At 34.7% G+C, this 26,770-nt stretch carries 24 protein-coding genes and 1 tRNA gene; 14 read left to right on the top strand and 11 right to left on the bottom strand.

The window, feature by feature from the left end:
• The first annotated feature begins 17 nt into the window (after window positions 1-17).
• Window positions 18-1,244 (top strand): 2-oxoglutarate dehydrogenase complex dihydrolipoyllysine-residue succinyltransferase, encoded by a 1,227-nt coding sequence (gene odhB, locus BMY56_RS10485; protein ID WP_091623692.1) that lies wholly within the window; start codon window positions 18-20, stop codon window positions 1,242-1,244.
• A gap of 38 nt (window positions 1,245-1,282) precedes the next feature.
• On the opposite strand, the gene BMY56_RS10480 is transcribed toward odhB, so the two are convergent.
• Entirely contained in the window at window positions 1,283-1,732 is a 450-nt protein-coding gene (locus BMY56_RS10480) for a retropepsin-like aspartic protease family protein (RefSeq protein ID WP_091623690.1), read from the bottom strand.
• Between the two features lie 37 nt (window positions 1,733-1,769).
• Here BMY56_RS10480 and BMY56_RS10475 point away from each other — a divergent pair, with 37 nt between their 5' ends.
• The 8 genes from BMY56_RS10475 to BMY56_RS10440 all read left to right on the top strand — a co-directional run bounded on the left by BMY56_RS10475 (window position 1,770) and on the right by BMY56_RS10440 (window position 6,920).
• Window positions 1,770-2,537 (top strand): TatD family hydrolase, encoded by a 768-nt coding sequence (locus BMY56_RS10475; protein ID WP_091623687.1) that lies wholly within the window; start codon window positions 1,770-1,772, stop codon window positions 2,535-2,537.
• Window positions 2,538-2,558: 21 nt separating this feature from the next.
• Window positions 2,559-3,590 (top strand): asparaginase, encoded by a 1,032-nt coding sequence (locus BMY56_RS10470; RefSeq protein WP_091623684.1) that lies wholly within the window; start codon window positions 2,559-2,561, stop codon window positions 3,588-3,590.
• Window positions 3,591-3,661: 71 nt separating this feature from the next.
• Window positions 3,662-3,749 (top strand) — tRNA-Ser (locus BMY56_RS10465).
• A 77-nt stretch (window positions 3,750-3,826) separates the two neighbouring features.
• Window positions 3,827-4,576, top strand: a complete 750-nt coding sequence (locus BMY56_RS10460; RefSeq protein WP_091623682.1) for a MotA/TolQ/ExbB proton channel family protein — start codon at window positions 3,827-3,829, stop codon at window positions 4,574-4,576.
• A 26-nt stretch (window positions 4,577-4,602) separates the two neighbouring features.
• Window positions 4,603-5,034 carry a hypothetical protein gene (locus BMY56_RS10455; RefSeq protein WP_091623679.1) on the top strand — a complete coding sequence of 144 codons (432 nt, stop codon included), beginning with the start codon at window positions 4,603-4,605 and terminating at the stop codon, window positions 5,032-5,034.
• A 14-nt stretch (window positions 5,035-5,048) separates the two neighbouring features.
• Window positions 5,049-5,672 (top strand): ExbD/TolR family protein, encoded by a 624-nt coding sequence (locus BMY56_RS10450; RefSeq protein ID WP_091623677.1) that lies wholly within the window; start codon window positions 5,049-5,051, stop codon window positions 5,670-5,672.
• 21 nt (window positions 5,673-5,693) lie between these two features.
• Window positions 5,694-6,176 carry an ExbD/TolR family protein gene (locus BMY56_RS10445; protein WP_091623674.1) on the top strand — a complete coding sequence of 161 codons (483 nt, stop codon included), beginning with the start codon at window positions 5,694-5,696 and terminating at the stop codon, window positions 6,174-6,176.
• Window positions 6,177-6,251: 75 nt separating this feature from the next.
• Window positions 6,252-6,920, top strand: coding sequence for a porin family protein (locus BMY56_RS10440; protein ID WP_091623671.1), 669 nt, complete (start codon window positions 6,252-6,254; stop codon window positions 6,918-6,920).
• On the opposite strand, the gene BMY56_RS10435 is transcribed toward BMY56_RS10440, so the two are convergent.
• From BMY56_RS10435 to pyrH, 6 genes are all read right to left on the bottom strand, one after another.
• Window positions 6,915-7,520 carry a hypothetical protein gene (locus BMY56_RS10435; protein WP_091623669.1) on the bottom strand — a complete coding sequence of 202 codons (606 nt, stop codon included), beginning with the start codon at window positions 7,518-7,520 and terminating at the stop codon, window positions 6,915-6,917. The genes BMY56_RS10440 and BMY56_RS10435 overlap by 6 nt on opposite strands.
• On the bottom strand, window positions 7,520-8,977 hold the full coding sequence (gene rpoN, locus BMY56_RS10430) for an RNA polymerase factor sigma-54 (RefSeq protein WP_091623666.1): 1,458 nt from the start codon (window positions 8,975-8,977) through the stop codon (window positions 7,520-7,522). The genes BMY56_RS10435 and rpoN overlap by 1 nt, the downstream gene beginning before the upstream one ends.
• A gap of 38 nt (window positions 8,978-9,015) precedes the next feature.
• Window positions 9,016-10,449 (bottom strand): asparagine--tRNA ligase, encoded by a 1,434-nt coding sequence (gene asnS / locus BMY56_RS10425; RefSeq protein WP_091623663.1) that lies wholly within the window; start codon window positions 10,447-10,449, stop codon window positions 9,016-9,018.
• 98 nt (window positions 10,450-10,547) lie between these two features.
• Window positions 10,548-12,935, bottom strand: a complete 2,388-nt coding sequence (locus BMY56_RS10420; RefSeq protein ID WP_091623660.1) for an efflux RND transporter permease subunit — start codon at window positions 12,933-12,935, stop codon at window positions 10,548-10,550.
• Between the two features lie 130 nt (window positions 12,936-13,065).
• Window positions 13,066-13,620: a ribosome recycling factor gene (frr, locus tag BMY56_RS10415; RefSeq protein WP_091623657.1), complete on the bottom strand. Its 555-nt coding sequence runs from the start codon at window positions 13,618-13,620 to the stop codon at window positions 13,066-13,068.
• A gap of 43 nt (window positions 13,621-13,663) precedes the next feature.
• Entirely contained in the window at window positions 13,664-14,371 is a 708-nt protein-coding gene (pyrH, locus tag BMY56_RS10410; RefSeq protein ID WP_091623654.1) for a UMP kinase, read from the bottom strand.
• Between the two features lie 152 nt (window positions 14,372-14,523).
• Here pyrH and BMY56_RS10405 point away from each other — a divergent pair, with 152 nt between their 5' ends.
• Window positions 14,524-16,395 carry a M61 family metallopeptidase gene (locus tag BMY56_RS10405; RefSeq protein WP_091623652.1) on the top strand — a complete coding sequence of 624 codons (1,872 nt, stop codon included), beginning with the start codon at window positions 14,524-14,526 and terminating at the stop codon, window positions 16,393-16,395.
• 124 nt (window positions 16,396-16,519) lie between these two features.
• Here BMY56_RS10405 and tsf read toward each other — a convergent pair whose 3' ends face one another.
• The 4 genes from tsf to rplM form a co-directional block, all read right to left on the bottom strand.
• A complete protein-coding gene (tsf, locus tag BMY56_RS10400; protein WP_091623649.1) occupies window positions 16,520-17,344 on the bottom strand; it encodes a translation elongation factor Ts in 825 nt (274 codons plus the stop codon).
• Between the two features lie 70 nt (window positions 17,345-17,414).
• A complete protein-coding gene (gene rpsB, locus BMY56_RS10395; protein WP_091623646.1) occupies window positions 17,415-18,554 on the bottom strand; it encodes a 30S ribosomal protein S2 in 1,140 nt (379 codons plus the stop codon).
• Window positions 18,555-18,792: 238 nt separating this feature from the next.
• Window positions 18,793-19,179 carry a 30S ribosomal protein S9 gene (rpsI, locus tag BMY56_RS10390; protein WP_027064994.1) on the bottom strand — a complete coding sequence of 129 codons (387 nt, stop codon included), beginning with the start codon at window positions 19,177-19,179 and terminating at the stop codon, window positions 18,793-18,795.
• A 1-nt stretch (window position 19,180) separates the two neighbouring features.
• On the bottom strand, window positions 19,181-19,636 hold the full coding sequence (rplM, locus tag BMY56_RS10385; RefSeq protein ID WP_091623643.1) for a 50S ribosomal protein L13: 456 nt from the start codon (window positions 19,634-19,636) through the stop codon (window positions 19,181-19,183).
• 245 nt (window positions 19,637-19,881) lie between these two features.
• Between rplM and BMY56_RS10380 the strand changes: the two genes are divergently transcribed.
• From BMY56_RS10380 to BMY56_RS10365, 4 genes are all read left to right on the top strand, one after another.
• Complete coding sequence (locus BMY56_RS10380) at window positions 19,882-22,512, top strand: DUF5916 domain-containing protein (protein WP_091623641.1); 2,631 nt, start codon at window positions 19,882-19,884, stop codon at window positions 22,510-22,512.
• Window positions 22,513-22,582: 70 nt separating this feature from the next.
• Entirely contained in the window at window positions 22,583-23,089 is a 507-nt protein-coding gene (locus BMY56_RS10375; RefSeq protein ID WP_091623639.1) for a lipocalin family protein, read from the top strand.
• Between the two features lie 120 nt (window positions 23,090-23,209).
• Window positions 23,210-24,334, top strand: coding sequence for a DUF4249 domain-containing protein (locus BMY56_RS10370; protein ID WP_091623635.1), 1,125 nt, complete (start codon window positions 23,210-23,212; stop codon window positions 24,332-24,334).
• Complete coding sequence (locus tag BMY56_RS10365; RefSeq protein WP_091623632.1) at window positions 24,322-26,769, top strand: TonB-dependent receptor; 2,448 nt, start codon at window positions 24,322-24,324, stop codon at window positions 26,767-26,769. The genes BMY56_RS10370 and BMY56_RS10365 overlap by 13 nt, the downstream gene beginning before the upstream one ends.
• Window position 26,770: the final 1 nt, after the last annotated feature.

Here is a 26,770-nt window from a genome sequence, read left to right as displayed (position 1 = left end):
ATCAAATTATAGAAAGAATGATTCTAGAAATGAAGGTCCCTTCACCGGGAGAGTCTATCACGGAGGTAGAAATAGCGGAATGGTTAGTTCAAGATGGGGATTACGTAGAAAAAGATCAGGCAATCGCAGAGGTAGATTCAGATAAGGCTACTTTAGAGTTGCCAGCTGAAGCAAGTGGTATTATCACGTTGAAAGCTGAAGAAGGAGATGCTGTAGCGGTAGGTGCGATTATATGTTTAATTGATACTAGTGCTGCTAAGCCAGAAGGTGATGATAATGGCGCTTCATCTGCATCTAACGGTGAGAAAGTAAAAAAAGAAGTCGTTGCTGAAAAAGCTCCGCAAACTGCTCAGGCTAAAGCAACCTATGCATCGGGAGTTCCTTCACCTGCTGCAAAGAAAATTTTAGACGAGAAGGGGGTTGATAAAAATACCGTTTCTGGTTCAGGTCGTGATGGTAGAATTACCAAAGAAGATGCTGTGAATGCGGTTCCTTCTATGGGTACTCCTACTGGTGGTAATCGTGGTGAGACAAGATCGAAATTGTCTATGTTACGTAGAAAAGTTGCAGAACGATTGGTTTCTGCTAAGAATGAGACCGCAATGTTAACCACTTTCAATGAAGTGGATATGAGTGCCATCTTTGAACTTAGGGATAAGTATAAGGAAGATTTTAAAAATAAGCACGGAGTAGGGCTTGGTTTTATGTCTTTTTTTACTAAAGCAGTTGTTAGAGCCTTGGAGATGTACCCGGCTGTTAATTCTATGATAGATGGTAAAGAAATGATTTCTTTTGATTTCTGTGATATTAGTATCGCGGTATCGGGGCCAAAAGGACTTATGGTGCCGGTAATTAGAAATGCAGAGAATTTAACTTTTAGAGGTATTGAGGCAGAAGTGAAAAGACTTGCTATTAGAGCGCGTGAAGGTGAAATAACTGTAGATGAAATGACAGGTGGTACCTTTACTATTACTAATGGTGGTGTCTTTGGTTCAATGTTATCAACACCGATTATTAATCCACCACAGAGCGCAATTTTAGGTATGCACAATATTGTTGAGCGACCTATCGCACGTGATGGTGCTATTGCAATCGCCCCTATTATGTATGTTGCGGTTTCTTATGATCACCGTATCATCGATGGTAAGGAGTCAGTAGGTTTCTTAGTGGCCATTAAAGAGGCATTAGAAAGCCCTGAAGCGTTATTGATGGATAATAATGTGAAGAAGGCTTTAGAAATGTAATTTTAAAAAAAAAAACAAACAAAAAGCGCTGAGAATTCTCAGCGCTTTTTGTTTTTCAAATAGAGACATTTGTTATCGTAGTCAATTATTGCTTTCGATTTTTTTAGAATATCTGCACCAATTATTCCATCTACGGGTTCGGCATTATGGGCAATCAACGCTTCATTTACATGTTTAAGATCGAATAGAACAATTTTAAGTTTATTGAATTGCCATGAACGTAAGTCTATTACATTTTTTTTTGAGATAAGCGTTTCCATGTTCGTAGCTCCTGCGCCAGCAGCCTTTATTTTAGATTCTTCCGATACAAGATTGAAATGTTCAATACGGTCCATGCCAATACATGTGTTCGAAGCACCTGTATCTAAAATGAACCTACCTTTTATAGAGTTTATTTTGGCGTTAATTTCAAAGTGATCTGTAGCTGTTAAAATCAATGGAATATTGACGTAGTTTTTCTTCTTTAAGAATTTTTTGAGGGTGCTCATTACTCATTTTTTTCAAAGATAAGTCTATTTTTGTGGCATGATGATAACCGACACACATACGCATTTATATAGCGAAGCTTTCGATGAGGATAGAAGTGATGTTGTTCAAAAAGCAATTGATTTAGGGGTTGGGCGATTTTTTGTACCAGCAATTGATTCTACGTATACGCAACGCATGCTTGATTTGGAAAAAGACTTTCCGAAGCATGTATATCTAATGACTGGTTTACATCCTACACACGTGAAAGAGAATTTTCTAGAGGAGCTTTCTCATGTTGAAGAAATGCTAGCCACTCATAAGTTTTATGCAATTGGCGAAATCGGAATAGATTTATATTGGGAAAAAAAGTATTTGAAAGAACAACAAATTGCCTTTAAATCTCAGATACAACTCGCGAAAAGGAATAAACTCCCTATTGTAATTCACTGCAGAGATGCGTTTGATGAAGTTTTTGAAATTTTGGAAGATGAAAAGGGTGAAGATTTAAGAGGAATTTTTCATTGTTTTACAGGTACATATGAACAGGCGCTTAGGGCGATATCTTATAACATGAAATTAGGTATTGGGGGCGTTGTGACTTTTAAGAATGGTAAAATTGATATGTTTTTAAAGGATATCGATTTAAAGCATATTGTATTGGAAACAGATTCTCCTTATTTGGCACCTACTCCATATAGAGGCAAAAGAAATGAAAGTTCTTATATTGTTAATGTTCTCGAGAAATTAGCTGATATTCATCAGATTCCTAATGAACAGGTTGCTTTGGTGACAACCAAGAATTCGATAGAGGTATTTGGAATTTAATAATTATTTAAAAGAGAAAATGTGAGCACAGCTAAGAGTAGTATTTTGTTGATTTACACAGGGGGTACGATCGGAATGATGAAGGATTATACTTCTGGGGCGTTGAAAGCTTTTGATTTCTCGCAGTTATTGAAGAATATTCCAGAACTTAATCAGCTAGATTGTACGATATCAAGCTACTCTTTTGAGCATCCTATAGATTCCTCGAACATGAATCCTACCCATTGGATTGCAATAGCAGATATTATTTCAGTAAAGTATAATGAATATGATGGTTTTGTGGTACTGCATGGGAGTGATACGATGAGTTATACCGCTTCTGCTCTTAGTTTTTTGCTAGAGAATTTAGCAAAACCTGTGATATTAACTGGTTCGCAATTGCCAATTGGTGATTTAAGAACCGATGCTAAAGAGAATTTAATTACGGCGATACAAATAGCAGCATTGAAAAATAAGGGGAAAGCTGTAATTCAAGAAGTGGGACTTTATTTTGAATATAAATTGTATAGAGGAAATAGAACAACTAAAATAAATGCAGAACAATTTCAGGCATTTGCCTCTTTAAATTACCCTCAACTAATTGAATCGGGTGTTCATTTGACAGTATTTAATGAATATTTATTACCACAAAAGAAGAAATTAGGCTTAAAAACTCATAGAAATATGGATGATAATGTTGCTATTTTAAAAATTTTTCCAGGAATTAACAAAAATGTTATCGATGCCATGTTGGGAGCTAAAAATTTAAAAGCACTTGTTTTGGAAACATACGGTTCAGGAAATGCACCAATGGAAGAATGGTTTTTGGAGCGATTAAATAATGCTATAGAAAATGGTATTCATATAATTAACGTTACACAATGTTCAGGCGGTGCGGTTATGATGGGTCATTATGAGACAAGTTCAGGGTTAAAGAAAATGCAAGTTATTAACGGTAAGGATATTACGACCGAAGCAGCAATAACAAAGGCAATGTATCTATTAGGTTGTGGTGTCTCGCATGACTTATTTAAAACAGTTTTCGAAACTTCTTTGCGTGGCGAAATGCTTTAAAATTAACACTGGTTTAATTTCTTTAACTAACATTTTTTTTGTTATTTGCCCACCCTTAAAAAGGGTAATTTAGAGAGGTGGCCGAGTGGTCGAAGGCGCACGCCTGGAAAGTGTGTATACCCCAAAAGGGTATCGAGGGTTCGAATCCCTTCCTCTCTGCAAGTAAGTTTTACTTTTTTTATATTGTTTTTTTTTTATCTTTAACCCTATTAACTAACTAATTTAAGTTCGAAAAAATGAAAAAATTATTCCCAAGCCTAGCAATTGCTGGGGCATTTGTAGCAGGTACAAATATGGCAAGCGCTAAAGTAGCTGCAGTAGCTTTATTACTTCAAGACGCAACACCGGAAGCAGAGAGAGGTTTTACTCAAATGTTAAAAGAAATGTTTATTACTGGTGGTGCCGGATTTATGGGTATCGTTCTTTTATGTTTGATTCTTGGTTTAGCAGTTGCTATCGAAAGAATTATCTATTTAAACATGGCGAGTACAAACACTGCTAAGTTGAAACAACAAGTTGAGGATGCATTAGCGTCAGGTGGTGTAGAAGCTGCTAAGGAAGTTTGTAGAAATACAAAAGGTCCTGTTGCATCTATTTACTATCAAGGTTTAGATAGAGCAGGTGAAAGTGTAGAATCTGCTGAAAAAGCTGTTGTTGCTTACGGTGGAGTTCAAATGGGACAATTAGAGAAGAATGTTTCTTGGTTGTCATTGTTTATCGCTATTGCACCGATGCTTGGTTTCATGGGTACGGTAATTGGTATGATTCAAGCCTTCCAAAAGATTGCTGCTGTTGGTAACTTAAGTGCATCTCTTATTGCAGGTGATATTCAGGTTGCATTATTAACAACGGTATTTGGTCTTATTACGGCTATTATACTTCAAATTTTTTATAATTATATCATTGCAAAAATTGACAGTATTGTTAATGATATGGAAGATTCTTCGATTTCTTTAATCGATATGTTAGTAGATCACAAAAAATAAGTAACACTTTTAATACCTAAAATATTATGCAAAAAATTGTAAAAATAGCATTGGTAGTAATAGGATTACTTGGTGCGGTTTTATGGTTCATGCTTCCTGAAAGGGATATGCCTGCTGCTGAAGCGGCTCAAAGCGGAGCTATGAACTTTATGTTTATTATAACTTATTTCCTTTTAGCGGTTGCGGTTATAGTAAGTTTAGTCTTTACCTTGAAAAACCTATTTTCTAATCCACAAGGATTGAAAAAAACCTTGTTTGTAGTAGGTGGTCTTTTATTGGTAGTTGGTATATCTTATGTTATGTCAAGTGGGACGGACGTTGCTCCTGAATTCATGGCTATGACAACTGAAAGTACAGTTAAGAAAATTGGTATGGGATTGAATGTTTTCTTTATCCTTACCATTATAGCTGTGGCGTCTTTGGTGTTACCAGCAATTAAAAATATGTTTAGTAAATAATAAAATAAAGAACTATGGCTAGAAGAGCAGGAGCACCAGAGGTTAGTGCTGGTTCGATGGCGGACATAGCTTTCCTTTTACTAATCTTTTTCTTGGTAACAACTACCATTGAAACAGATGCAGGATTGGATCGTATGCTTCCACCAATGGAACCACCTACGGAGGAACCACCAATTATTAAACAAAAGAACATTTTCACGGTAAATATTAACCGTAATGGTCAATTGTTGGTGGAAGATGAAATTCTTCCAATTAATAAATTGCGCGAAAAGGCGATAGCGTTTTTAGATAACGGTGGAGCGCCTCAAGGTAGCCCAGATTATTGTAGCTATTGTAAAGGAAAGCGTAATGCTGAATCTTCAGATAATCCGACAAAGGCGATTATTTCTTTAAAGAACGATCGCGAGACAAAGTATAGTACCTACATTACAGTTCAAAACGAATTGGTAGGGGCTTATAATGAACTTCGTAACAGAGAATCTAAGAGACTATTCGGTAAAGAGTATGTTGATATGGAAGCTGAGTATTTGAATCCTGAAACTGATGATTCTGTTAAAGAAGAATTAAAGGAAAAGGTAACTCGTATTCAAGGTTTGTATCCGCAAAAATTATCTGAAGCTGAAACCTCAAAAGAATAATTAACAACTAAAAGTAACACTATGTCAAAATTTGCAAAGAAAAAAGACGGAGAGATTCCAGCAGTTTCCACTGCTTCACTTCCTGACATTGTATTTATGCTTTTGTTTTTCTTTATGACGGTAACAGTAATGAAGGATAGTTCTTTAAAAGTGGAAAACGTACTTCCAAATGCTAGTGAAGTTAAGAAATTGGAAAAGAAAGATCGTGTAATCTATATTTATGTTGGTAAGCCAACTAGAGAGTACGAGAAAACTTTTGGTACAGAACCAAAAATTCAATTAAATGATAAATTCGCTAGTCCATCTGAAGTTGGTGATTATATTTTGATGGAAAGGGCTAAGAAGCCTCAAGAACTTCAAAATGTATTGACTACAGCTTTAAAAGTTGATAAGAATGCTAGTATGGGATTAATATCCGATATTAAACAAGAGTTGAGAAAAGTAAATGCTTTAAAGGTAAATTATACTACCTATGAAGGAGATGCTTTTAATAATCTACAATAGTTAGTTAGTAGAATACAAATTTTCAAAACGCTTCAAATTTATTTGAAGCGTTTTTTATTTCATTAACTTTACTAGATGCGATTCGTACTTCTATTTTTTCTTTTACCGTTTACTTTCTTTGGTCAGAACGGTAATGATAGCTTAAGCAGTCAAAAATATTTTGAAGACCAGTTTTATTTAGGTTTATCATATAATTTTCTATTGAATCACCCTGAAGGCTCTAATCAACGGAATTTATCTTATGGACTACATGCAGGCGTTATTAAAGATATTCCTTTAAATCGCTCAGGAACTAAAGCTATTGGTATCGGAGCTGGGTTGGCGTTAAATAGTTATTACTCGAATCTTGTGGCGAACTTATCAAATAATGAAATCACCTATAGTATTGATGATAATATTACAAGAAGTAAATTGGAAACCCACCTTTTTGAATTTCCCTTAGAATTTAGGTGGCGTAATTCAACACCCGAAGAATATAAATTCTGGAGAATTTATACAGGTATTAAAGCCGCCTATATAGTAGGAGCTAGGTCAAAATTTGTTTCGGATACCACTAGTGATGGATTTTATAATACAGATTTATCAAGATTTCAATATGGTCTAACATTGAGCTTTGGTTATAATACGTTCAACTTAAATGCATATTACGCATTAACAGACCTTTTTAACGGTAGTGCAACTGTTAATGGAGAAGTACTTCAATATCGACCTCTTCGAATTGGACTTATATTTTATATTCTATAACCAGAACCGTACAGTTAACAACTGAGATAGCAGGCCGATAAAAACACCGATAAAAAGTTCTATTCTAGTGTGCGCTTTTAAATAAAGTCGTGCTGTTAAAATAGCGCCTGTCAGTAAAATGAAAATGCTAATTGCGATTATTAGATTGATTTCGAAATGGATACTCAGGTTAATAAGATACATGAGTAGGCCACTTACACCTACAGCATGTAAACTTGTTTTAAAGTTAAATAATAACAATAATAGGCACGCTACCGTAGCTCCTAATAGGCCTGTGAAATAAAAATATATCTCGCTAACATAATTGTTAGGTATTACTTTATATAATATTAAAAGCAGTATAGAAGCATGAATGTAAAGTGGGTATTTACGTTCTGTCGCTGTTTCCAAAAATATTGAATTAACTAATCCTACGTTTTTTAAAATGAAAAATGTCACAATAGGGATTATGACGGTCAATATAAATATGGGTAATATGCTGGCACTTTGTATTTCTAAAGGCGTGTATTTAGGGGTAATTAGAAAATAAGCAATTGTACCTCCGATAGGGATGAAAAGAGGATGAAGTAGATAAGACACAAAATTTGAAAAAACCTTCATTAGATTTCCTTTCTCATTCGGGCAACAGGTATGTTAAGCTGTTCCCTGTATTTAGCAACCGTCCTTCTAGCAATTGGATATCCTTTTGCTTTTAAGATAGCTGCAAGTTTGTCATCGGTTAATGGTTTCTTTTTTACTTCGTTTTGTATTACAGTTTCTAGAATTTTTTTTATTTCCTTAGTAGATACATCTTCACCTTGTTCGTTTTTCATTGATTCAGAAAAATATTCTTTTATCAATTTTGTACCATATGGGGTGTCTACATATTTGCTATTGGCAACTCTAGATACAGTGGAGACATCCATTCCAATTTCGTCAGCAATATCTTTCAATATCATAGGACGCAAGTTTCGCTCGTCACCAGTTAAAAAATATTCACTTTGATAGTGCATAATGGAGTTCATAGTAATAAACAAAGTCTGTTGACGTTGTCGTATTGCGTCGATAAACCATTTTGCAGCGTCTAATTTTTGCTTGATGAACATAACCGTGTCTTTTTGAGATTTGGACTTGTCCTTGGCCTCTTTATAGCCTTTGAGCATATTGCTATATTCTCTTGACACATGCAACTCGGGTGCATTACGGCCATTAAGGGTTAATTCTAATTCACCTTCGACAATTCGTATGGCAAAATCAGGTACAACATGCTCTACAATTCTATTGTTGCCAGAATAAGAACCACCTGGTTTAGGGTTTAATTTTTCAATTTCACCTATAGCTTCTTTTAATTCCGCCTCTGAAATATTATGTTTTTGAATTAATTTTTGATAGTGTTTTTTGGTAAAGTGCTCAAACGATTTTTTCAGAATAGCGATTGCCAATTCTACACTTGGGGTAAGTTCTTTACGTTCTAATTGAATAATTAAACACTCTTCTAAAGAACGGGCACCTACACCTGGTGGGTCTAAGTCTTGAACGATGGCAAGAATTTTTTCTATGGTTTGCTCATCGGTGTAAACGTTTTGGGTAAATGCCAAATCATCCATGATGTCGGCAATTGGTCTTCTGATATACCCGCTTTCATCTACGCTGCCTACTAAAAATTCGGCAATGGTCCATTCATCATCACTTAAATAAAAGGTATTTAATTGATTTATTAGATATTGATTAAATGAAATACCTGCAGCATATGGTACACTTTTCTCCTCGTCGTCTGAACTATAATTATTTGCTTTGGTACGATAATCGGGAATTTCATCATCACTTAAATAGTCATCAATATTGATGTCTTCTGTGTTGATGGTCTCATTATCAGAATCATCTTCATAAATATCATCATACTCGTCAGAGGCTGTTTCTAATTCTTCCTTTCCTGTTTCCAGAGCGGGATTTTCCTCTAATTCTTGTTTTAACCGTTGTTCAAAGGCTTGTGTGGGCAGTTGAATCAGCTTCATCAATTGAATTTGCTGAGGAGATAATTTTTGGGAAAGTTTAAATTGTAGATGTTGTTTCAGCATTACTTTTTTCTAGTACTGGTAAAAGTAACTAAATCCGCTTAGAATTCTGCATTCTGTGGTGTTCTAGGAAATGGGATAACATCTCTAATGTTACCCATGCCTGTTGCAAAAAGAACTAATCGTTCAAATCCAAGTCCAAAACCACTATGCTCAGCTGTGCCGAATTTTCTTAAATCTAGATACCACCAAAGTTCTTTTTCATCAATGCCTAATTCCTTAATTTTCTCTTTTAGAATATCTAAGCGTTCTTCTCTTTGCGAGCCTCCAACTATTTCGCCTATACCAGGGAATAAAATATCCATAGCTCTAACGGTTTTACCATCTTCATTTAGACGCATATAGAAAGCCTTGATTTTTGCTGGATAATCAAATAATATCACCGGACAGTTAAAATGCTTTTCAACAAGGTAGCGCTCATGCTCACTTTGTAGGTCGGTACCCCATTCTTCAATAGGATATTTAAATTGCTTCTTTTTGTTCGGCTTGCAGTTTTTAAGAATGTCGATTGCCTCTGTGTAGCTTACTCGCTTGAAATTATTGTCGACGACAAACTTTAATTTTTCTATTAAAGGCATATCACTGCGCTGTGCTTGTGGTTTGCTTTTTTCCTCGTCTAATAATCTTTTCTCTAAAAATTCTAAATCCTCTTGACAATGTGTCAAAGTATATGAGATAACATTTTTTATGAAATCTTCAGCTAAATCCATATTAGCATCTAAATCAAAGAAAGCCATTTCTGGTTCAATCATCCAAAATTCTGCTAAATGCCTAGAAGTATTTGAATTTTCAGCTCTAAACGTTGGCCCGAAGGTATATACTTTACCTAAAGCCATGGCATAAGCTTCAGCTTCCAATTGCCCTGAAACGGTTAAGTTGGTTTCTTTTCCAAAAAAATCTTGTTTGTAATCAACTGCTCCATCTTCTGTTAAAGGCGGATTTTTTTCATCAAGTGTTGTTACTCTAAACATTTCCCCTGCACCCTCGGCATCGGAACCTGTAATTATGGGAGCGTGAAAATAATTAAAACCGTTTTCTCTAAAATAATTGTGAATAGCGAATGATAGGGTAGACCTAACACGCATTATTGCGGCAAATGTATTCGTTCGAATTCTTAAATGTGCTTTTTCTCTTAAAAATTCTAAGGAGTGTTTTTTAGGCTGAATAGGATATTCTTCTGGGTCAGCGATACCTAAAACTTCTAAAGCCGAAACTTGAATTTCAACCGATTGTCCTTTACCTTGGCTTTCTACAAGCGTACCGGTAATTTTTAATGCTGCTCCTGTATTTACTTTTTTTAATAATTCTTCATCAAAATTTTCGAAATCTACTACACATTGAATGGTATTCAATGTTGACCCATCATTTAAAGCAATGAACCTATTGCTTCTAAAGGTTCTTACCCAACCTTTGATAGTTATTTCTTGAAGTAAATTTTTACTTGATAAAAGTTCTTTTATAGTAGCTGAACGCATGCTTATTGAATTGAAAATTAAAACGCCAAAGATAGGATTTTGTTAAAAAATAATTGGCTTATGTTATGATATAAAACAATGACCTAAATGAATTTTATTTAATTGTTATTTTCATCTTGTGGCAATATGTCTATCTGCGGTTTTTTGAGTGTTTGCTTGTTGGCGATACTTTTTTCTAATGATAACAGTAATGAAGGTAAAAGAATTAGATTCGCAAGCATTGCAAGAAGCAGTGTTGCCGAAACCAAAGATCCTAAGGCTACCGTACCCCCGAAGTTGGAAATTACAAAGACCGAAAACCCGAAAAATAATACTATTGATGTATAGAACATACTTACCCCAGTTTCACGTAAGGCATTGTATACCGATTTTTCAATTCTCCAACTGTTCGCCGTTAATTCTTGCCTATACTTCGCTAAGAAATGTATGGTATCATCCACTGAAATCCCGAATGCAATACTGAACACTAAAATTGTAGAAGGTTTTATAGGCACGCCAACAAAGCCCATTATGCCTGCCGTAATTACCAATGGTAATAGATTTGGGATTAGCGAAATGATAATCATTCTAAAAGATCTAAAAAGATAAGCCATAAAAAGAGCAATTAAGCCAATAGCCAATGCGAGAGACATTATTAGGTTTTTAACTAAGTACTTTGTTCCCTTTAAGAATAAGAGCGCACTACCGGTCATGTAAACGTTGTAGCGTTCGGCTGGAAATATTTTGGAGATATGCTCCATTAGCCGCGCTTCAATTTGTTCCATTCGAGTTGTATTTACATCTCGCATGAATGTCGTTATTCTCGCGGTTTGACCAGTGCTGTCCACAAATGTTTTCAATAGGTCGCTGTTGTTGGAAGATTTTCTTGCAACATCCATAATGAAAGTATTCTCTTGACTTGTGGGTAATTGATAATATTTTGGTAGGCCATTATAAAAAGCCTGTTTAGAATACTTCACTAAATTAACTACAGATACTGGAGAAGAGAGTTCTGGAATATCTTCAATAACCTCTCCTAATTCATTCATGCGTTTAAGAGTGGCTTGTTTTAAAACACCCTTAGGTGTTTTTGTGTCAATCACTATTTCAACGGGCATTATGCCTTTAAACTCTTTTTCGAAAAATCTTATGTCGTGAAAAAACTCGGCATTCTTAGGCATATCCTCAATCGGACTTCCTGATATTTTAATCTGATAAATACCGATTATGCTTATGACCAACAAGGCAATAGAAACAATATAAACAGATATTCTTCTATGTCTTACGATGCGCTCCATCCAACTTACGAAAGCGTCGATCCACTTTTTATTTAAGTGTTTTAGATGTTTTGTTTTAGGCAAAGGCATGAAACTATATGCAATAGGAATGATAAGTAAAGAAAGAATAAATATGCCTATAATATTTATAGAGGCAACAATACCAAATTCTTTTAAAAGCTTGCTATCGGTAATTATGAAAGTGGCAAACCCAGAGGCTGTGGTAATATTTGTCATTAAAGTAGCATTTCCAATTTTAGAAATAACTCGCTGCAATGATAACGCTTGATTACCGTGTTTTTTAACTTCTTGTTGGTATTTATTAATTAAGAATATACAGTTGGGAATACCAATAACTATAATTAATGGTGGTATAAGGGCTGTTAGAACAGTAATTTCATATTGCAGCAAGCCTAGAAGACCAAAGGCCCACATTACGCCAATAATTACTACACACATAGATATTACCGTAGCACGAATACTTCTAAAGAAGAAGAAAAAGATTAATGAAGTAACACCTAGAGCGGCCAGAATAAATTTACCGATTTCATCGATAATATTCTGGGAATTCATGGTTCTGACATACGGCATGCCAGATATGTGAACATCTAAATTTGTTTCTTTTTCAAAATTCTTAACTAACGTATTTAAATCTTGTAGAATAAAGTCCTTTCTTACTGAAGTGTTAACAATATCCTTATCTAAATTTACAATAGTTCTTACTGTTTTACTTTCTTTATTGTAAAGTAGATTTTCATAAAATGGCAGATCATTGAATAAATGATTCGTAATGCTATCAACTTCTATTTGAGAATTTAGTTCTCCCGTTATTAACGGTTGCATTTTAAACTCTTGCTTCTCATTATCTTTTATCAGTTCTTGTAGATTGTCGGTAGAGAGTACAAAATCTACTTCAGGAAATGCAGCTAATTGCTTACTCAGTTTATTCCATCTATTAAAATTGATAGGATTAAAAAGAGCGCTATCGCGTATAGCAAATACAACAGCATTACCTTCTTCGCCGAACTTGCTAAGAAAATCTTGATATTCTTGGTTTACCGGATGGTCATCTGGTAATAGATTGGTTTGCGAACTTGAAAATCGCATATATTGCCACTGCATGGCCATGAAAATTGTAAATCCAACAATGAGAAAAATGATTAGGATTCTGTTTCGCAGAATAATGTTTGCCGTTTTCGGCCAAAATCCTTTAGTTAGTTTAGCTACCATAACTGTTTTTGCAGGTGGCAAAGGTAACCAATAGGTGCATTTGTTCCTAAAAGGAAAAGTTTAAAATTGGCTATAAACAAAAAAAGCTACCAATTTAAGGTAGCTGGGTATTTAAATGAATAGTGTAAACCTATACTTTCATAATTTCCGCTTCTTTTTTGGCAAGAAAATCATCAATCTTTTTTGTGTAAGCATCGGTTATATCTTGAACATCTGCAGTTGCATTCTTCTGAAGGTCTTCTGAGATATCAAGATCTTTAATTTCTTTATTTGCATCTTGCCTAGCGCTACGTACACCCACTTTTGCATGTTCTGCCTCAGCTTTAGCCTGTTTTGTAAGTTGTATTCTTCTTTCCTCTGTAAGTGGCGGAACATTTATGATAATTAAATCGCCATTGTTCATAGGGTTGAAGCCTAGGTTGGCATTCATGATTGCTTTTTCAATCTCTTGAAGCATTCCTTTTTCCCATGGTTGTACAGAAATAGTTCGACCGTCGGGAGTATTGACATTGGCTACCTGTGATAATGGGGTTTGGGAGCCATAATAATCAACTAGTATAGATGATAACATTGCAGGGCTAGCTTTACCTGCTCTAATTTTTAAAAATTCACGTTCTAAGTGGGCCATAGCGGCATCCATTCCTTCTTTTGTCGCGTCTAAAATAAATTGTACTTCTTCGTTCATAAAACAATAATATTACTTTCTCAAAACATAAACTGTACCAAAATTAAATATTGACTGTTGTACCAATACTTTGGCCGTCAACAATTTTAAGTAAGTTTCCTTTTTTGTTCATATCAAAAACTACAATTGGTAGTTCATTTTCTTGACTTAATGTGAAGGCGGTCGTATCCATAACTTTCAAGCCTTTTTTAAGGACATCGTTGAAAGATATCGTATCAAATTTGGTGGCGTTTTTATCTTTCTCTGGGTCTGATGTGTAAATACCGTCAACACGAGTACCTTTTAGAATTACATCGGCCTCTATTTCAATGGCTCTTAAAACTGCTGCTGAATCTGTAGTGAAATAGGGGTTGCCGGTTCCGCCACCGAAAATAACTACTCTTCCTTTTTCAAGATGTCTCATAGCTCTCCTTCTTATGAAAGGTTCGGCTACTTCATTAATTTTTATTGCAGACTGTAGTCTGGTTTGAACACCACACATTTCTAATGCACTTTGCAGGGCTAGACCATTTATTACAGTTGCCAACATACCCATATGGTCTCCTTGTACACGATCCATACCTGTAGCTGCACCTGCTAATCCTCTGAAAATATTTCCTCCGCCGATAACAATAGCTACTTCAATTCCTTTTTCTACTACTTCCTTAATCTCTTCTGCATATTCGTTAAGCCTGTTGGAGTCAATTCCATATTGCTTTTCACCCATTAGTGCTTCGCCACTTAATTTTAGAAGAATTCTTTTGTAGTGCATCTTTATTTTTTATTTGCCATCAAAAATAATGAAAATATTTGATGGGTGTGGTCAATATTTTGTGGAAGCAAAACATAATTCTTTCAGAATGGTATATCATAGATTATATATCTTTGGCATCCTTAAATTAACAAGAAAATTAGTTATTGATCATGAGAAAAATAATAATAGTCTTTGCTCTAGCAATATTGTTTAATGCCTGTGGAACAGGTAAATCATTATTATTTGAGAATGCTGGTCCAATTTTAACTACGATAGATTTGGTAAATGTTGTTGATGATCGTGTTAGGGTTGAAATAAACCCAAGTTATTTTGCAACTGAAACGGTATTGTTTAGAATACCTAAAACCGTACCTGGTACATATAGTTCGGATAATTACGGAAAGTATATTCAAGATTTTAAGGCGCTCGATTATAAAGGTAATCAACTTGAGGTTGTTAATTTTGATGAAAATTCTTGGAGTATTTCGAATGGTAATCAACTAGATAAGGTTGAATATTTGGTGAATGATACCTATGATACTGAGAACGAAGTTGCTGACGCGGTCTTCTCACCGGCTGGCACCAATATTTCTAAGGGAAGCAATTTTATGCTTAACCTGCATGGGTTTGTTGGTTATTTTGATGGTTTTCAAGAAACGCCATACACTATTTTAGTCCACAAACCTGAAACACTTGAGGCTACTACGTCACTGTCTCTTGAACCGAACAGAAAACCAGATGCACTTTGGGATGGTTTCACGGCTAAACGATATTTCGATGTTATTGATAATCCTATCATGTATGCTGTGCCAAATAGTGAGATATTCGAAATTAACGGAATCACTGTAACGTTAAGCCTCTTTTCTCCTAACGGAGTGTATAAAGCTGTAGATTTAAAAGATAGGATGATGACTATGATGGGTGCGCAAAAGAAATTTTTGGGTGATGTAGATAGTACTAAAGAATATAATATTTTATTGTATCTGTCAGATATAAATACACCTGACGCACATGGTTTTGGCGCTTTAGAACACCATACATCTACTGTTGTTGTTTTGCCTGAGGCTATGCCAATGGAAAGGTTGGAACAGGCAATGGTTGATGTAGTTTCTCACGAATTTTTTCATATTGTAACACCATTATCGGTTCACTCTAAAGAAATACAGTTCTTTAATTTTAATAACCCTAAAATGTCTCAACATCTATGGATGTATGAAGGTACCACCGAGTACTTTGCGAATTTGTTTCAAGTTCAACAGGGTTTAATTTCAGAGGAAGAGTTTTATGAAAGAATGTTAAAGAAGATTGACAACTCTAAATTCTATGATGATACTATGTCTTTTACAATTATGAGCAAGAATGTTTTAGAAGAACCATATAAGGCGAATTATGCCAATGTATATGAAAAAGGTGCTCTAATCAATATGTCGTTAGATTTAGTGTTACGTGAGAAAAGTAATGGTGAAAAAGGTGTGCTTTGGCTATTAAAGCAGTTGTCTAAGAAATATGGAGTGAATGTTCCCTTCGAAGATGACGATTTGTTTGAAGAGATAGTAGAAATGACATATCCTGAGGTAGATACATTTTTTAAAAATCATGTAATTGGCGTTAATCCAATAGATTATGAACTTTATTTGAAAAAGGTTGGTTTAACTATCTTGGATGTTGAACAGCAAACAGGATATTTCTTTGATGGTCAAGTGCCATATATTGATGTAGATATAGAGAATGATAGCGTTGTATTTATAAGAGAGGGAATAAAATTAAACTCTTTTTTCAATGATTTAGAATTAAAGGGTGGTGATGTTTTACGGGCAATTAATGGAGAAATGATTACTATTGAATCGCTACGGCCTATTATAGGTGAAAGTTTTAGTTGGACTCCTGAAAAGGTTATTGAGGTTACTGTAGAAAGAAATGGAGAGATGGTCACTGTCAAAGGAACTGTAGGTTCACCTATGAAGATGGTCAAAAAAATAACTCTTATAAAAGATGCAACTGAAAAGGAAGTCTCTTTGCGTAATGCGTGGTTAAAATATTAAGTAATATCTGCTCTAAGCGTATTATTCCTTGAAAATTTAAAGATTAAAGTTTAAATAGAATAAATAAAAAAACCGTCTACTTTTAACAGTAAGACGGTTTTTTATTGAGTTAGTTGTATTGTAATTAACCTAATGCTACTCTTTTAAATCCTGTTACTTCTAATTTAGAATCAACAGATTTTACGTATTGAGAAACACTTTGTTTGCTGTCTTTAATGAAGTCTTGATTAATCAAGGTGTTGTCTTTAAAGAAACGCTTTAATTTACCTTTTGCGATATTGTCAAGCATTTCTTCTGGCTTGCCTTCTTGACGTAATTGATCTTTTGCAATTTCGATTTCTTTATCGATTACAGATTGATCAACACCATCCTCATTTAATGCAACAGGGTTCATTGCTGCAGCCTGCATAGAAACATCTTTTGCAACTTCTTCAGCGCCATCAACCGCAGCTGAAAGACCTGTAAGAACAGCAATTTTATTTCCTGCATGTATGTATGAACCAACGAAAGGAGCGCTTAAAGTCTCAAAACCTCCGATTTCAATTTTCTCACCAATAACTCCTGTTTGTTCAATAAGTTTTTCTTGAACAGTCATGCCTTTATAATCAGCAGCTAAGAATGCCTCTTTAGTATCAAAATTGATTGCTAAATCTGCCAATTCTGTAGCCAACGTTACAAAAGATTCGTTTTTAGCAACGAAATCAGTTTCGCAGTTAAGTGAAATGATAACACCACTAGTGTGAGCATCATTTACTTTAGCGATAGCAGCACCTTCAGAAGATTCTCTATCGGCTCTCTTTGCTGCAACTTTTTGACCTTTTTTACGAAGAATTTCAATTGCAGTTTCAAAATCACCTTCAGCTTCTACCAAAGCTGTTTTGCAATCCATCATTCCTGCTCCCGTCGTTTTTCTTAATCTATTAACTTCTGCGGCTGTAATCTTTGCCATTTCTTTTACTTTTAGTGTACCCTTTTTAGGGGGTTATTCTTAATTTATTTATATAAAAAAATGTAGATGCTTATTCTACACCACCTTTAGTGTTGTCTTGCCATTCTTTAAGCTCATCCCAATTACCATCAGCGGCCATTTTAGCCTGTTTTGGCCAAGAAGTAGGATCTAAATGAGCCATTCTTGAACTTGCTTCTGTTAAGATTTCTTTGATTTTTTCAGCATCTCCTTTAGAAAGATCAGCAAATGTAGCAATACCTGCAGCAACCAATGCTTCAGCAGCTTTAGGTCCGATACCTTCTACTTTAGTTAAGTCATCTGCCTCAACTTTTTCTTTTTTAGCAACTGTTTCTTTGGTAGCCTCAACATCAACTTCAACGTTTGGTGCTTTAGCAACTACAGGAGCTGGTTTAGTATCAACCTTTTCAGGAGATGGTGCCGGTTTATCGGCTGCTTCTTTTTTCTTAGGAGCTTTTTCTTTTTTATCATCAGATTTACCTTCAGCAGCATCACCTTTTTCAGACTTACGTTCAGCAAGACCTTCGGCAACCGCATTGGTAACTTCTGTCATAATGATGTCAATTGACTTAGAAGCATCATCATTGGAAGGTATTAAATAATCTACATCTCTAGGGTCACAGTTTGTATCAACCATTGCGAAAATAGGAATGTTCAATTTTTGAGCTTCTTTAACTGCAATGTGCTCTCTCATTGTATCAACGATGAATAATGCACCTGGTAAACGTGTCATTTCAGAAATAGAACCAAGGTTCTTTTCTAATTTTGCACGTAAACGATCTACTTGAAGTCTTTCTTTTTTAGAAAGAGTTAAGAATGTACCATCCTTTTTCATTCGATCGATAGAAGCCATTTTCTTTACAGCTTTACGAATTGTAACGAAATTAGTCAACATACCCCCTGGCCATCTTTCAGTGATGTAAGGCATGTTTACTTTAGCTGCTTTTTCAGCTACTATGTCCTTTGCTTGTTTTTTGGTAGCTACAAAAAGTATTTTTCTACCCGATGCTGCAATTTTACTAAGAGCCTCATTGGTCTCATCTAATTTTGCAACTGTTTTGTAAAGATTGATAACGTGAATACCGTTACGCTCCATGTAGATGTAAGGAGCCATGTTTGGATTCCACTTTCTTGTTAGGTGACCAAAATGCACACCTGCTTCTAATAATTGTTTTACTTCGACTCTCGCCATTTTAAATTTAGTTTACGTTCTTATGAATTAGCAATGGTAAAGTGGTATTTGCAATTGTGCAAAAGCCTTCACCATTTAGATGCTAAACTAATTTACCCTTAATCATAAGTGACTAAAGGATTTTTAATTGTCCTTCAAAGGACTTTCAATGAACTTGTTAATAATCTGGATTTTCCAGTGTGATAAAATATATAAAATAGGCACCCAAAAAGGGTGCCTGGTAATTTTGTGATTTGAATTAACGTTTCGAGAATTGGAATTTCTTACGCGCTTTCTTCTGACCGAATTTCTTACGTTCAACCATTCTTGGGTCTCTTGTCAATAAGCCTTCTGGCTTCAAGATAGTTCTATTCTCAGCATCAATCTCACACATTGCTCTTGAAAGAGCAAGGCGAATAGCTTCTGCTTGACCTGTGATACCACCACCGTAAACATTTACTTTTACGTTATAAGTATCCAAACTCTCGGTTAAAGTGAAAGGTTGTTTTACCTTATATTGAAGTGTTGCAGTTGGAAAGTATACACTTAAATCTTTATTGTTGATAGTAATGTCTCCATTTCCATCAGAAAGATATACTCTAGCTACAGCGGTCTTTCTACGACCAATTTTATGAATTACTTCCATCTTATTTAATGTCTTTTAGATTAACAACAGTTGGTTTCTGTGCTTCCTGACCATGCTCAGTACCTGCGTAAACTTTAAGGTTTCTGAAAAGTTCTGCGCCTAATCTATTTTTAGGTAACATCCCTTTTATTGCTTTTTCAAGAATACCTTCTGGATTTTTATCCAATAATTGTTTTACGCTAGTAGAACGTTGACCACCTGGGTAGCCTGTGTATCTTAAATACGTCTTATCAGACCATTTATTTCCTGAAAGAACAATTTTCTCCGCGTTGATAATAACAACATTATCACCACAATCAACATGAGGGGTGAAACTTGGCTTGTGCTTTCCTCTTAACAAATAGGCGACTTTTGAAGCCATGCGTCCTAATGTTTCTCCTTCGGCATCTACCAATAACCACTCTTTGTTTACAGTTGTTCTGTTGGCCGAAACGGTCTTATAACTTAATGTATCCACTACTGCTATTTTTAACTATTATTTTAATCAATCCCGTCAAAGGGGCTGCAAATCTACGATTATTAAGTTGAATTGCAAATACTTGTTTCTTTATTTTTACATTTTTATTGTAAATATAATTTCTAGAGGCTGTTAAGCTAATGTATTACTGTTAAACTTATCTCATTTAGTGCCAAAATTGTAACAAGTAGGTATTTTTTGCGTCACTCTACTATCATCACCAATCAACCAAAGAACGCATTATTATGTTTAAATATCTTTATCTGTGTCTAATATTTATTTTATGTTTTACTCTTACTTATGCTCAAAAAGACACTTTAAAGATTATCAAGGAATATATCACAGCGCCAATACCTGTTGGAGAGTCGGTAATTATTGATGGAATTCTTTCAGATAGCGCATGGGATAATGTTCATTGGGATGGTGATTTCACCGTTTTTGAACCTAATAACGGTAAGTTGCCTAGCCAGGCTACCATGTTTAAAATTACGTATGATGATAAATATTTATATGTTGGTATTAAATGTTTAGATAGTATACCTAGTAAAATTGAGAAACGTCTTTCAAGACGTGATAGTTTTTCTGGTGATTGGATAGAAGTGAATATTGACAGTTATAGTGACAAGCGAACTGGTTTTTCATTTAATGTATCAGCAGCTGGCGTTAAAGGCGATGAATTTATTTCACAAAATGGGGATTTTTGGGATTCTAGTTGGAACCCTATTTGGTATACATCTACAAATATTGATGCGGAAGGATGGACAGCTGAAATGAAAATACCCTTTAGTCAATTAAAGTTTGGTTCTGAGAAAGAACAAATTTGGGGTCTTCAAGTGCATAGAAGATATTTTAGAGGCGAAGAGCGCTCTATATGGCAACCTATTTCATTAGAAGCTCCAGGTTGGGTAAGTGAGTTTGGAAGATTAAAAGGGTTAAATAATATAAAGCCTCAAAAGCAATTAGAAATACAACCGTTTTTGGTTAATCAATACGATAGATATCCCGCACAAGATGGCAATCCGTTTAGAGATGGGCGAGATTATAAGCTAAATGTAGGGTTAGATGCTAAAATCGGACTCACAAATGATCTTACTTTAGATTTGACTGTAAATCCTGATTTTGGACAAGTAGATGCGGATCCTGGAGCTATTGCATTAGATGGCTTTCAAATTTTCTTTGAAGAACGAAGGCCTTTTTTTATAGAAAACAAGAATATTTTTGATTACGAATTTGCTGATGGTAATGATAACGTGTTTTACAGTAGAAGAATCGGCAGAAGTCCACAAGGTTTTACTACTGCGACTGCTACTGAATTTATTGATGAACCTACCAATTCGACCATTTTAGGAGCCGCTAAATTTTCAGGAAAGACAAAAAATGGGTGGTCATTAGGTCTTTTGGAAAGTGTTACGGGTAAAATGTTTGCAGATGTTGAAGATGTTGCCGGTAATAGAAGGTCTGAGCTTGTTGAGCCATTAACAAACTACCTTGTCGGTAGAGTTCAGAAAGATTTTAATGAGAGAAATTCGTATATCGGAGGAATTTTTACGGCCACAAATAGAAACCTTACCGATGAATTGAATTTTCTAAGAAGTGCCGCCTATACCGGTGGAGTCGATTTTAGACATAGTTGGAAAAATAGAAACTATTATTTTGAAAGTAATTTTGTTACAAGTCATATTACGGGTAGTGAAAAGGCTATTGCCGAAACTCAAAATAGTATAACCCATTTATTTCAAAGAGTAGATGCTGGTCATGTAGAAGTTGATTCTACAAGAACCTCGATGTCAGGTACTGGCGGTAAAATAGAAATAGGCAAAGCCGGTGGTGGAAATTGGCGTTATGATGGTGGATTGATATGGAGGTCGCCAGAATTAGAATTGAATGATATTGGTTTTTTAAGGCAGGCCGATGAAATTAAGCAAACAGCATCTATTAAACGATTGTTTTTAAAACCAACCAATTTTTATCGTCGTGCGCAAATGGAACTAAGTCAGTATACAACCTTTGATTTTGAAGGTAATTACAACAGAGTTCAATATCAATTTGAAGGATTTATAAATTATAAGAATAATTGGTGGACTGAACTTGGAGGGGCACATAAACCAAGAATATTTTCGAACACAGTTCTACGGGGTGGACCAAGGTGGCGATGGTCTGATGAGAATTTCGGATATCTCTTTTTTGGTTCTGATAACAGAAAAAAGGTAAGTTTTACATTAGGCTACGTTAATAGTCAGGCGGCTGAAAATAACTTCTCTTTAGAGCGTTATGTTTTACGGTTATACTACCAACCTTTCGATGCTTTTAGTCTTTCTATCTCATCTGAATATGAAGAGAATCCCAATAAAACGCAATATGTAACTGAAAAAAGCTTTAATGGTACTCCAAGATATATTACAGGTAATATTGATCAACGAACGTTCAGCACTTCTATCCGATTCAATTACAGTTTAAATCCGAATCTATCAATTCAATATTACGGACAACCATTTATTTCTAGAGGCACATATACCGATTTAAATTTTGTAAATAACCCGATAGCTGAAAACCTTAATGAACGGGTGACTTTGTTTTCTAATAATCAAATTAGTAGTTCAGATATTGGAAATCCTTATTTGATAGATGAAGATATAGATGGAATAGTTGATTATGAAATAGAAAATCCAGATTTTTCATTCGTTCAGTTTAGGTCAAATCTTGTTTTAAGATGGGAGTATATACCTGGTTCAGAAATCTTTTTGGTATGGTCGCAAGGTGTTGTAGGTTCTGCAAATCCTTATGAAACCCTAGGGAATAATTTAGATGCTCAAATCTTTGGACAAAAGAAGGATAATACATTTCTAATAAAAGCTACCTATCGTTTTGTTTTATAAGTGAAATTTGTTTGTGAAATAATATGTTGATAATTTCGTTTTAAAAGGTTAATAACCAATTTTAACAACGATGTATAAACATATTTTATTCTTTTTAGGGATGGCTCTGGTGCTCATTTCTTGTAGTTCAGACAAAAATGATAGCGAAGCAGAAACCCAAGTTGCAAGCACTGCTATTTTAGGCACTTGGGATGCCACTGAACTTGTAATTGATGATGCTACAGCGTCGGATAACACAAAATTTGCAAAAGGGATTCTGGATCTTTTAACGGATAAAGATTGTTATGTAGTTACCTTGACATTTAACGAAGATTTAACGGCTAGTGCTTCTAATTCAGCAAACTATGTAGAAGTAAATGCAACTGGTACGGGTTTAGATATTCCTTGTCCAACTGAGTCTGACATCGAATCAAGCACCTATACTTTTGATGGTACTACAGTGACGACTACTAAAAGTGACGGCGAAGTTTTAAATATTACTGTTTCTATAGATGGAGATATTATGACCGTTGATGCTGCTGATTTGAAAATTCCGAACTTTTCGGATGACGGACAAATGATTTTCGTAAAAAGATAATTTTTTTTATTCTAGATATAAGCCCTCACAATTATTTGTGAGGGTTTTTTTATAAAAGAACTCTATGTGATATTTAATACTATCTTTAAAAATCACAATAGTACTTTTTTGAATATTTCAATGAATAAATTAATTGTCAAATTCCTTTTATTAGTATCGCCATTTTTCCTTACAAATTGTATAGATCCGGTTGAACCTGAGTTTGAGTTTAAAGAAGGTTTGGTTTTTATAGAGGGTATAGCTACGACTGTAAAAGGAGGCTCTTATGTGATAATTAATAAATCGGTAAATGAATTTGGAATAAATAAAACAAAATTTGAAAATGGAGCATCTGTTTCATTTGTAAATTCTTTGACGGGCCAAGTAGTTGAATTAGTAGAATTGGAAGGGGCATATGTGCCTTCAATCGAATTTAAGGCTAATGTGGGTGAGCAGTGGGAAATTGATGTTGTCTTAGAAGACGGCAGGCAATACCGTTCCCAACCTGAAACAGTATTGGAATCTGTTCCTATTTCAAATATTAAGGCTTCCTATAATCCCGAATTGCAATATAATGACGGAACAGGCTCTTTTGAACCTGGCCATGCTATTTCAATTACTTTTGATGATCCGGTTAATGAAGAGAATTATTATTACTGGACATTCAAATCTTATGAAAATTTATTGGTTTGCCAAGTCTGTTTTGATGGTATTTACCGTGATGGGTTATGCGGCCCTACCAGCATATCTACACCTGATTATTTTAGTTACACTTGTGACACAGATTGTTGGAAAATTAGATATCCAGAAAGTATATCGATATTTGATGATAAATTTTCAAACGGAAAGACTACAACTGATTTAATTGTTGCCAATGTACCACTATATACAAAAGAAAATATTGTGGTAGAAATTCAACAGTTATCGTTGACTCCAGATGCATTTGATTATTATAAAGTCTTAAAAGACTTGGTCGATAATAATAGTGGGTTCAATGCACCTCCGCCAGCAGCATTAATAGGTAATATATACAACCCAAACGATTCAGATGATTTTGTGTTTGGCAGGTTCACTGCCGCTGCTACATCAAGTGCTGATATTTTTATTAAAAGAGGTGATATTCCAGAAAATTCATTGGAAACTCAAATGCCATTGAGCATTGAACCAACATTTATGTCTCCTTACCCACCCCCTGCAACTATAGAAGCTCCTTGTAATGAAGGAAGATTTAAAACAGCGATACAGCCAGAAGCATGGATGAATTAGATCAAGATAAAAATCATTTTTCAAGGAAAGCCATAAATCTTATTTTGGGTTTAGTGTTTACGGTTTTATGCTCAACTACAATTGCAGCTCAAGAGTATCTTTTAGTTGTAGAAGTTATGGATGAGCTAACACAGCAACCATTGGAGAGTGCAGAAATTATTATCGATCAATGTTCATGTGGTGGAATCACAAATAATAATGGAATTTTCTCTATTAATCTTCCTCAAAATACCTATTCGGTTCATGTTAATTATATCGGTTTTAAAAGTGAGACCACTAATGTTAACTTAAACTCTAGGAAGAAAATTATAATTAACCTTGTTGAAGAACAAGAGCAGCTTTCTGAAGTTGTTGTTAGAGCTAAACGCATTAATGATAATTTGGAATTACCCCAAATGGGAGCCTTGCAATTACAAACACAAGAGTTGAAAAAAATACCATCAGGTCTTGGCGAGGCAGATGTCTTAAGGAGTATGACTCTTTTGGCAGGGGTAAATAATGCTGGTGAAATCAGTAATGGGTTATCAGTTAGGGGTGGCGCTTTAGATCAAAATTTATTACTATTAGATAATGCGCCTGTATTTAACCCAACCCATCTTTTTGGTCTTTTTTCAGTATTTACTCCAGATGTTATTTCAAGTGTTGACTTGTATAGAGCTAATATTCCTGCACGATACGGTGGTAGAATCACCTCGGTATTAGATATAAAGGTGAAAAATCCATATGTAGACAAATTTAAATTGAGTGGGGGAATAGGTATTGTTTCAAGTCGTTTGAATATTGAAACGCCTATAATTAAAGATAAGCTAATGATGACTTTTGGCGGACGAGCAGGTCTCACAGATTTTTTATTGCCTTTGGTTTCAGAACGATTAAAGGATACAAAGGCTAAATTTTATGATAGTACTTTAAAATTATTATATCTGCCAACAGAAGATGATCAAATAACATTTACTGGATTTTATAGTAAAGATTTTTATCAATTGGATTTGATTACACAAATACAGAATATCAATGCGAAAAATAATCAGTATGATTTTAAAACGCTCAATGGCACGCTAAATTGGAGGCATTCTTTTAATGATAAAAGTAATCTAAGAACATTCTTAGTAATGAGTGATTATACACCAAAAACTATTTTTCCAGAAGTAGATAATCCAAATGAAATTATATTCGAATCTAAAATTAACTATCAAAGTTTTGCTACAGAATTTTCTAAAGAGATTAAATCTAATCTAGATTATTATGTAGGTGTTCAGGCTAATAAGTATCAGATTAGACCAGGAGAATTACGCCCAGGTAATGGAAATAGTGTAGTAGCGGTATCTTTGGCTGAAGAAAACAGTTATGAATTTGCTGGTTATGGTAATATCAATTTTAAGCCAGTTACCAATATGGCCATTTCAGCTGGTTTAAGATTTAGTCATTATGTTCTTGTAGGTCCTTATAAACAAGCACAATTAGATCAAACAACAGGTTTGTTATTAGGTGTTACTGATTTTGAAAAGGGTGCAGGGGTGAAGACTTATAATGGATTGGAGCCTAGACTAGGAGCTAATATAAAATTAAATGAAACTACATCGATAAAGGCAAGTTACGCAAGACTAAACCAATATCTTCAAAATGTATATAATTCAACAACACCATTGCCTACTTCTAGATGGAAGACTTCTGATTCAAATATAAAACCCCAAATAAGTGATACTTATGGATTAGGGATTTATAAAAATTTGGCGAATAATGCTGTTGAACTGGGCTTAGAAGGGTATTATCGCGATTCTAAAAATAACTTGACCTTTAAGCCTGGAGCAGATTTTTTTCTTGAAGAGTTTTTAGAAAGAGATGTCATTCAGGGTGAGGGTAGGGCATATGGTGTTGAGTTTAGTATAAAAAAATCTAGTGGTAAAGTAAATGGCTGGTTAAACTATACATGGTCTAGAAGTTTGTTAAGATCCGATAATGAAAATCTTGGAGATCGAATAAATAATAATAATTGGTATGCTTCAGATTTTGATAGACCACACGTTGTAAATTCAACCATAAATTTTGAAGGAGATAAGTATAATACATGGAGTTTTAATTTCACAGGGCAAACAGGAAGACCTTATACTGTTGCAAATAGTGTTTTTAAATTAGAAAATATTGATGTTCCAATTTTTATTGAACGTAACAATGCAAGACTTCGGCCTTACCATAGGTTAGATTTCTCTTGGAATATAAAGTATGGTGAGAAAGTAAATAAAAGATGGATTGGCGATTGGACATTTACAATCTATAATGTTTATAGTCGTCGAAATCCTTTTAATATATATTATTCCCAACGTCAGGCAGGTGTTGATGCAGATGTGTTTTTGGGAAGCCCATTAGGTTCTTATGAACTTTCTATTTTAAATAGTCCACTATTTGCATTGACCTACAATTTTGTTTTTCAATAAT

The organism is Maribacter orientalis, assembly GCF_900109345.1.
GTDB lineage: Bacteria > Bacteroidota > Bacteroidia > Flavobacteriales > Flavobacteriaceae > Maribacter > Maribacter orientalis.
This window is presented reverse-complemented; position numbering and strand designations above follow the sequence as displayed.

Bases quoted from the DNA above. Each gene is read 5' to 3' on its own strand.
- odhB (WP_091623692.1), top strand. From the start codon at position 18: ATGATTCTAGAAATGAAGGTCCCTTCACCGGGAGAGTCTATCACGGAG.
- BMY56_RS10480 (WP_091623690.1), bottom strand. From the start codon at position 1,732: ATGAGCACCCTCAAAAAATTCTTAAAGAAGAAAAACTACGTCAATATT.
- BMY56_RS10475 (WP_091623687.1), top strand. From the start codon at position 1,770: ATGATGATAACCGACACACATACGCATTTATATAGCGAAGCTTTCGAT.
- BMY56_RS10460 (WP_091623682.1), top strand. From the start codon at position 3,827: ATGAAAAAATTATTCCCAAGCCTAGCAATTGCTGGGGCATTTGTAGCA.
- BMY56_RS10455 (WP_091623679.1), top strand. From the start codon at position 4,603: ATGCAAAAAATTGTAAAAATAGCATTGGTAGTAATAGGATTACTTGGT.
- BMY56_RS10450 (WP_091623677.1), top strand. From the start codon at position 5,049: ATGGCTAGAAGAGCAGGAGCACCAGAGGTTAGTGCTGGTTCGATGGCG.
- BMY56_RS10445 (WP_091623674.1), top strand. From the start codon at position 5,694: ATGTCAAAATTTGCAAAGAAAAAAGACGGAGAGATTCCAGCAGTTTCC.
- BMY56_RS10440 (WP_091623671.1), top strand. From the start codon at position 6,252: ATGCGATTCGTACTTCTATTTTTTCTTTTACCGTTTACTTTCTTTGGT.
- BMY56_RS10435 (WP_091623669.1), bottom strand. From the start codon at position 7,520: ATGAAGGTTTTTTCAAATTTTGTGTCTTATCTACTTCATCCTCTTTTC.
- rpoN (WP_091623666.1), bottom strand. From the start codon at position 8,977: ATGCTGAAACAACATCTACAATTTAAACTTTCCCAAAAATTATCTCCT.
- asnS (WP_091623663.1), bottom strand. From the start codon at position 10,449: ATGCGTTCAGCTACTATAAAAGAACTTTTATCAAGTAAAAATTTACTT.
- BMY56_RS10420 (WP_091623660.1), bottom strand. From the start codon at position 12,935: ATGGTAGCTAAACTAACTAAAGGATTTTGGCCGAAAACGGCAAACATT.
- frr (WP_091623657.1), bottom strand. From the start codon at position 13,620: ATGAACGAAGAAGTACAATTTATTTTAGACGCGACAAAAGAAGGAATG.
- pyrH (WP_091623654.1), bottom strand. From the start codon at position 14,371: ATGCACTACAAAAGAATTCTTCTAAAATTAAGTGGCGAAGCACTAATG.
- BMY56_RS10405 (WP_091623652.1), top strand. From the start codon at position 14,524: ATGAGAAAAATAATAATAGTCTTTGCTCTAGCAATATTGTTTAATGCC.
- tsf (WP_091623649.1), bottom strand. From the start codon at position 17,344: ATGGCAAAGATTACAGCCGCAGAAGTTAATAGATTAAGAAAAACGACG.
- rpsB (WP_091623646.1), bottom strand. From the start codon at position 18,554: ATGGCGAGAGTCGAAGTAAAACAATTATTAGAAGCAGGTGTGCATTTT.
- rpsI (WP_027064994.1), bottom strand. From the start codon at position 19,179: ATGGAAGTAATTCATAAAATTGGTCGTAGAAAGACCGCTGTAGCTAGA.
- BMY56_RS10380 (WP_091623641.1), top strand. From the start codon at position 19,882: ATGTTTAAATATCTTTATCTGTGTCTAATATTTATTTTATGTTTTACT.
- BMY56_RS10375 (WP_091623639.1), top strand. From the start codon at position 22,583: ATGTATAAACATATTTTATTCTTTTTAGGGATGGCTCTGGTGCTCATT.
- BMY56_RS10370 (WP_091623635.1), top strand. From the start codon at position 23,210: ATGAATAAATTAATTGTCAAATTCCTTTTATTAGTATCGCCATTTTTC.
- BMY56_RS10365 (WP_091623632.1), top strand. From the start codon at position 24,322: ATGGATGAATTAGATCAAGATAAAAATCATTTTTCAAGGAAAGCCATA.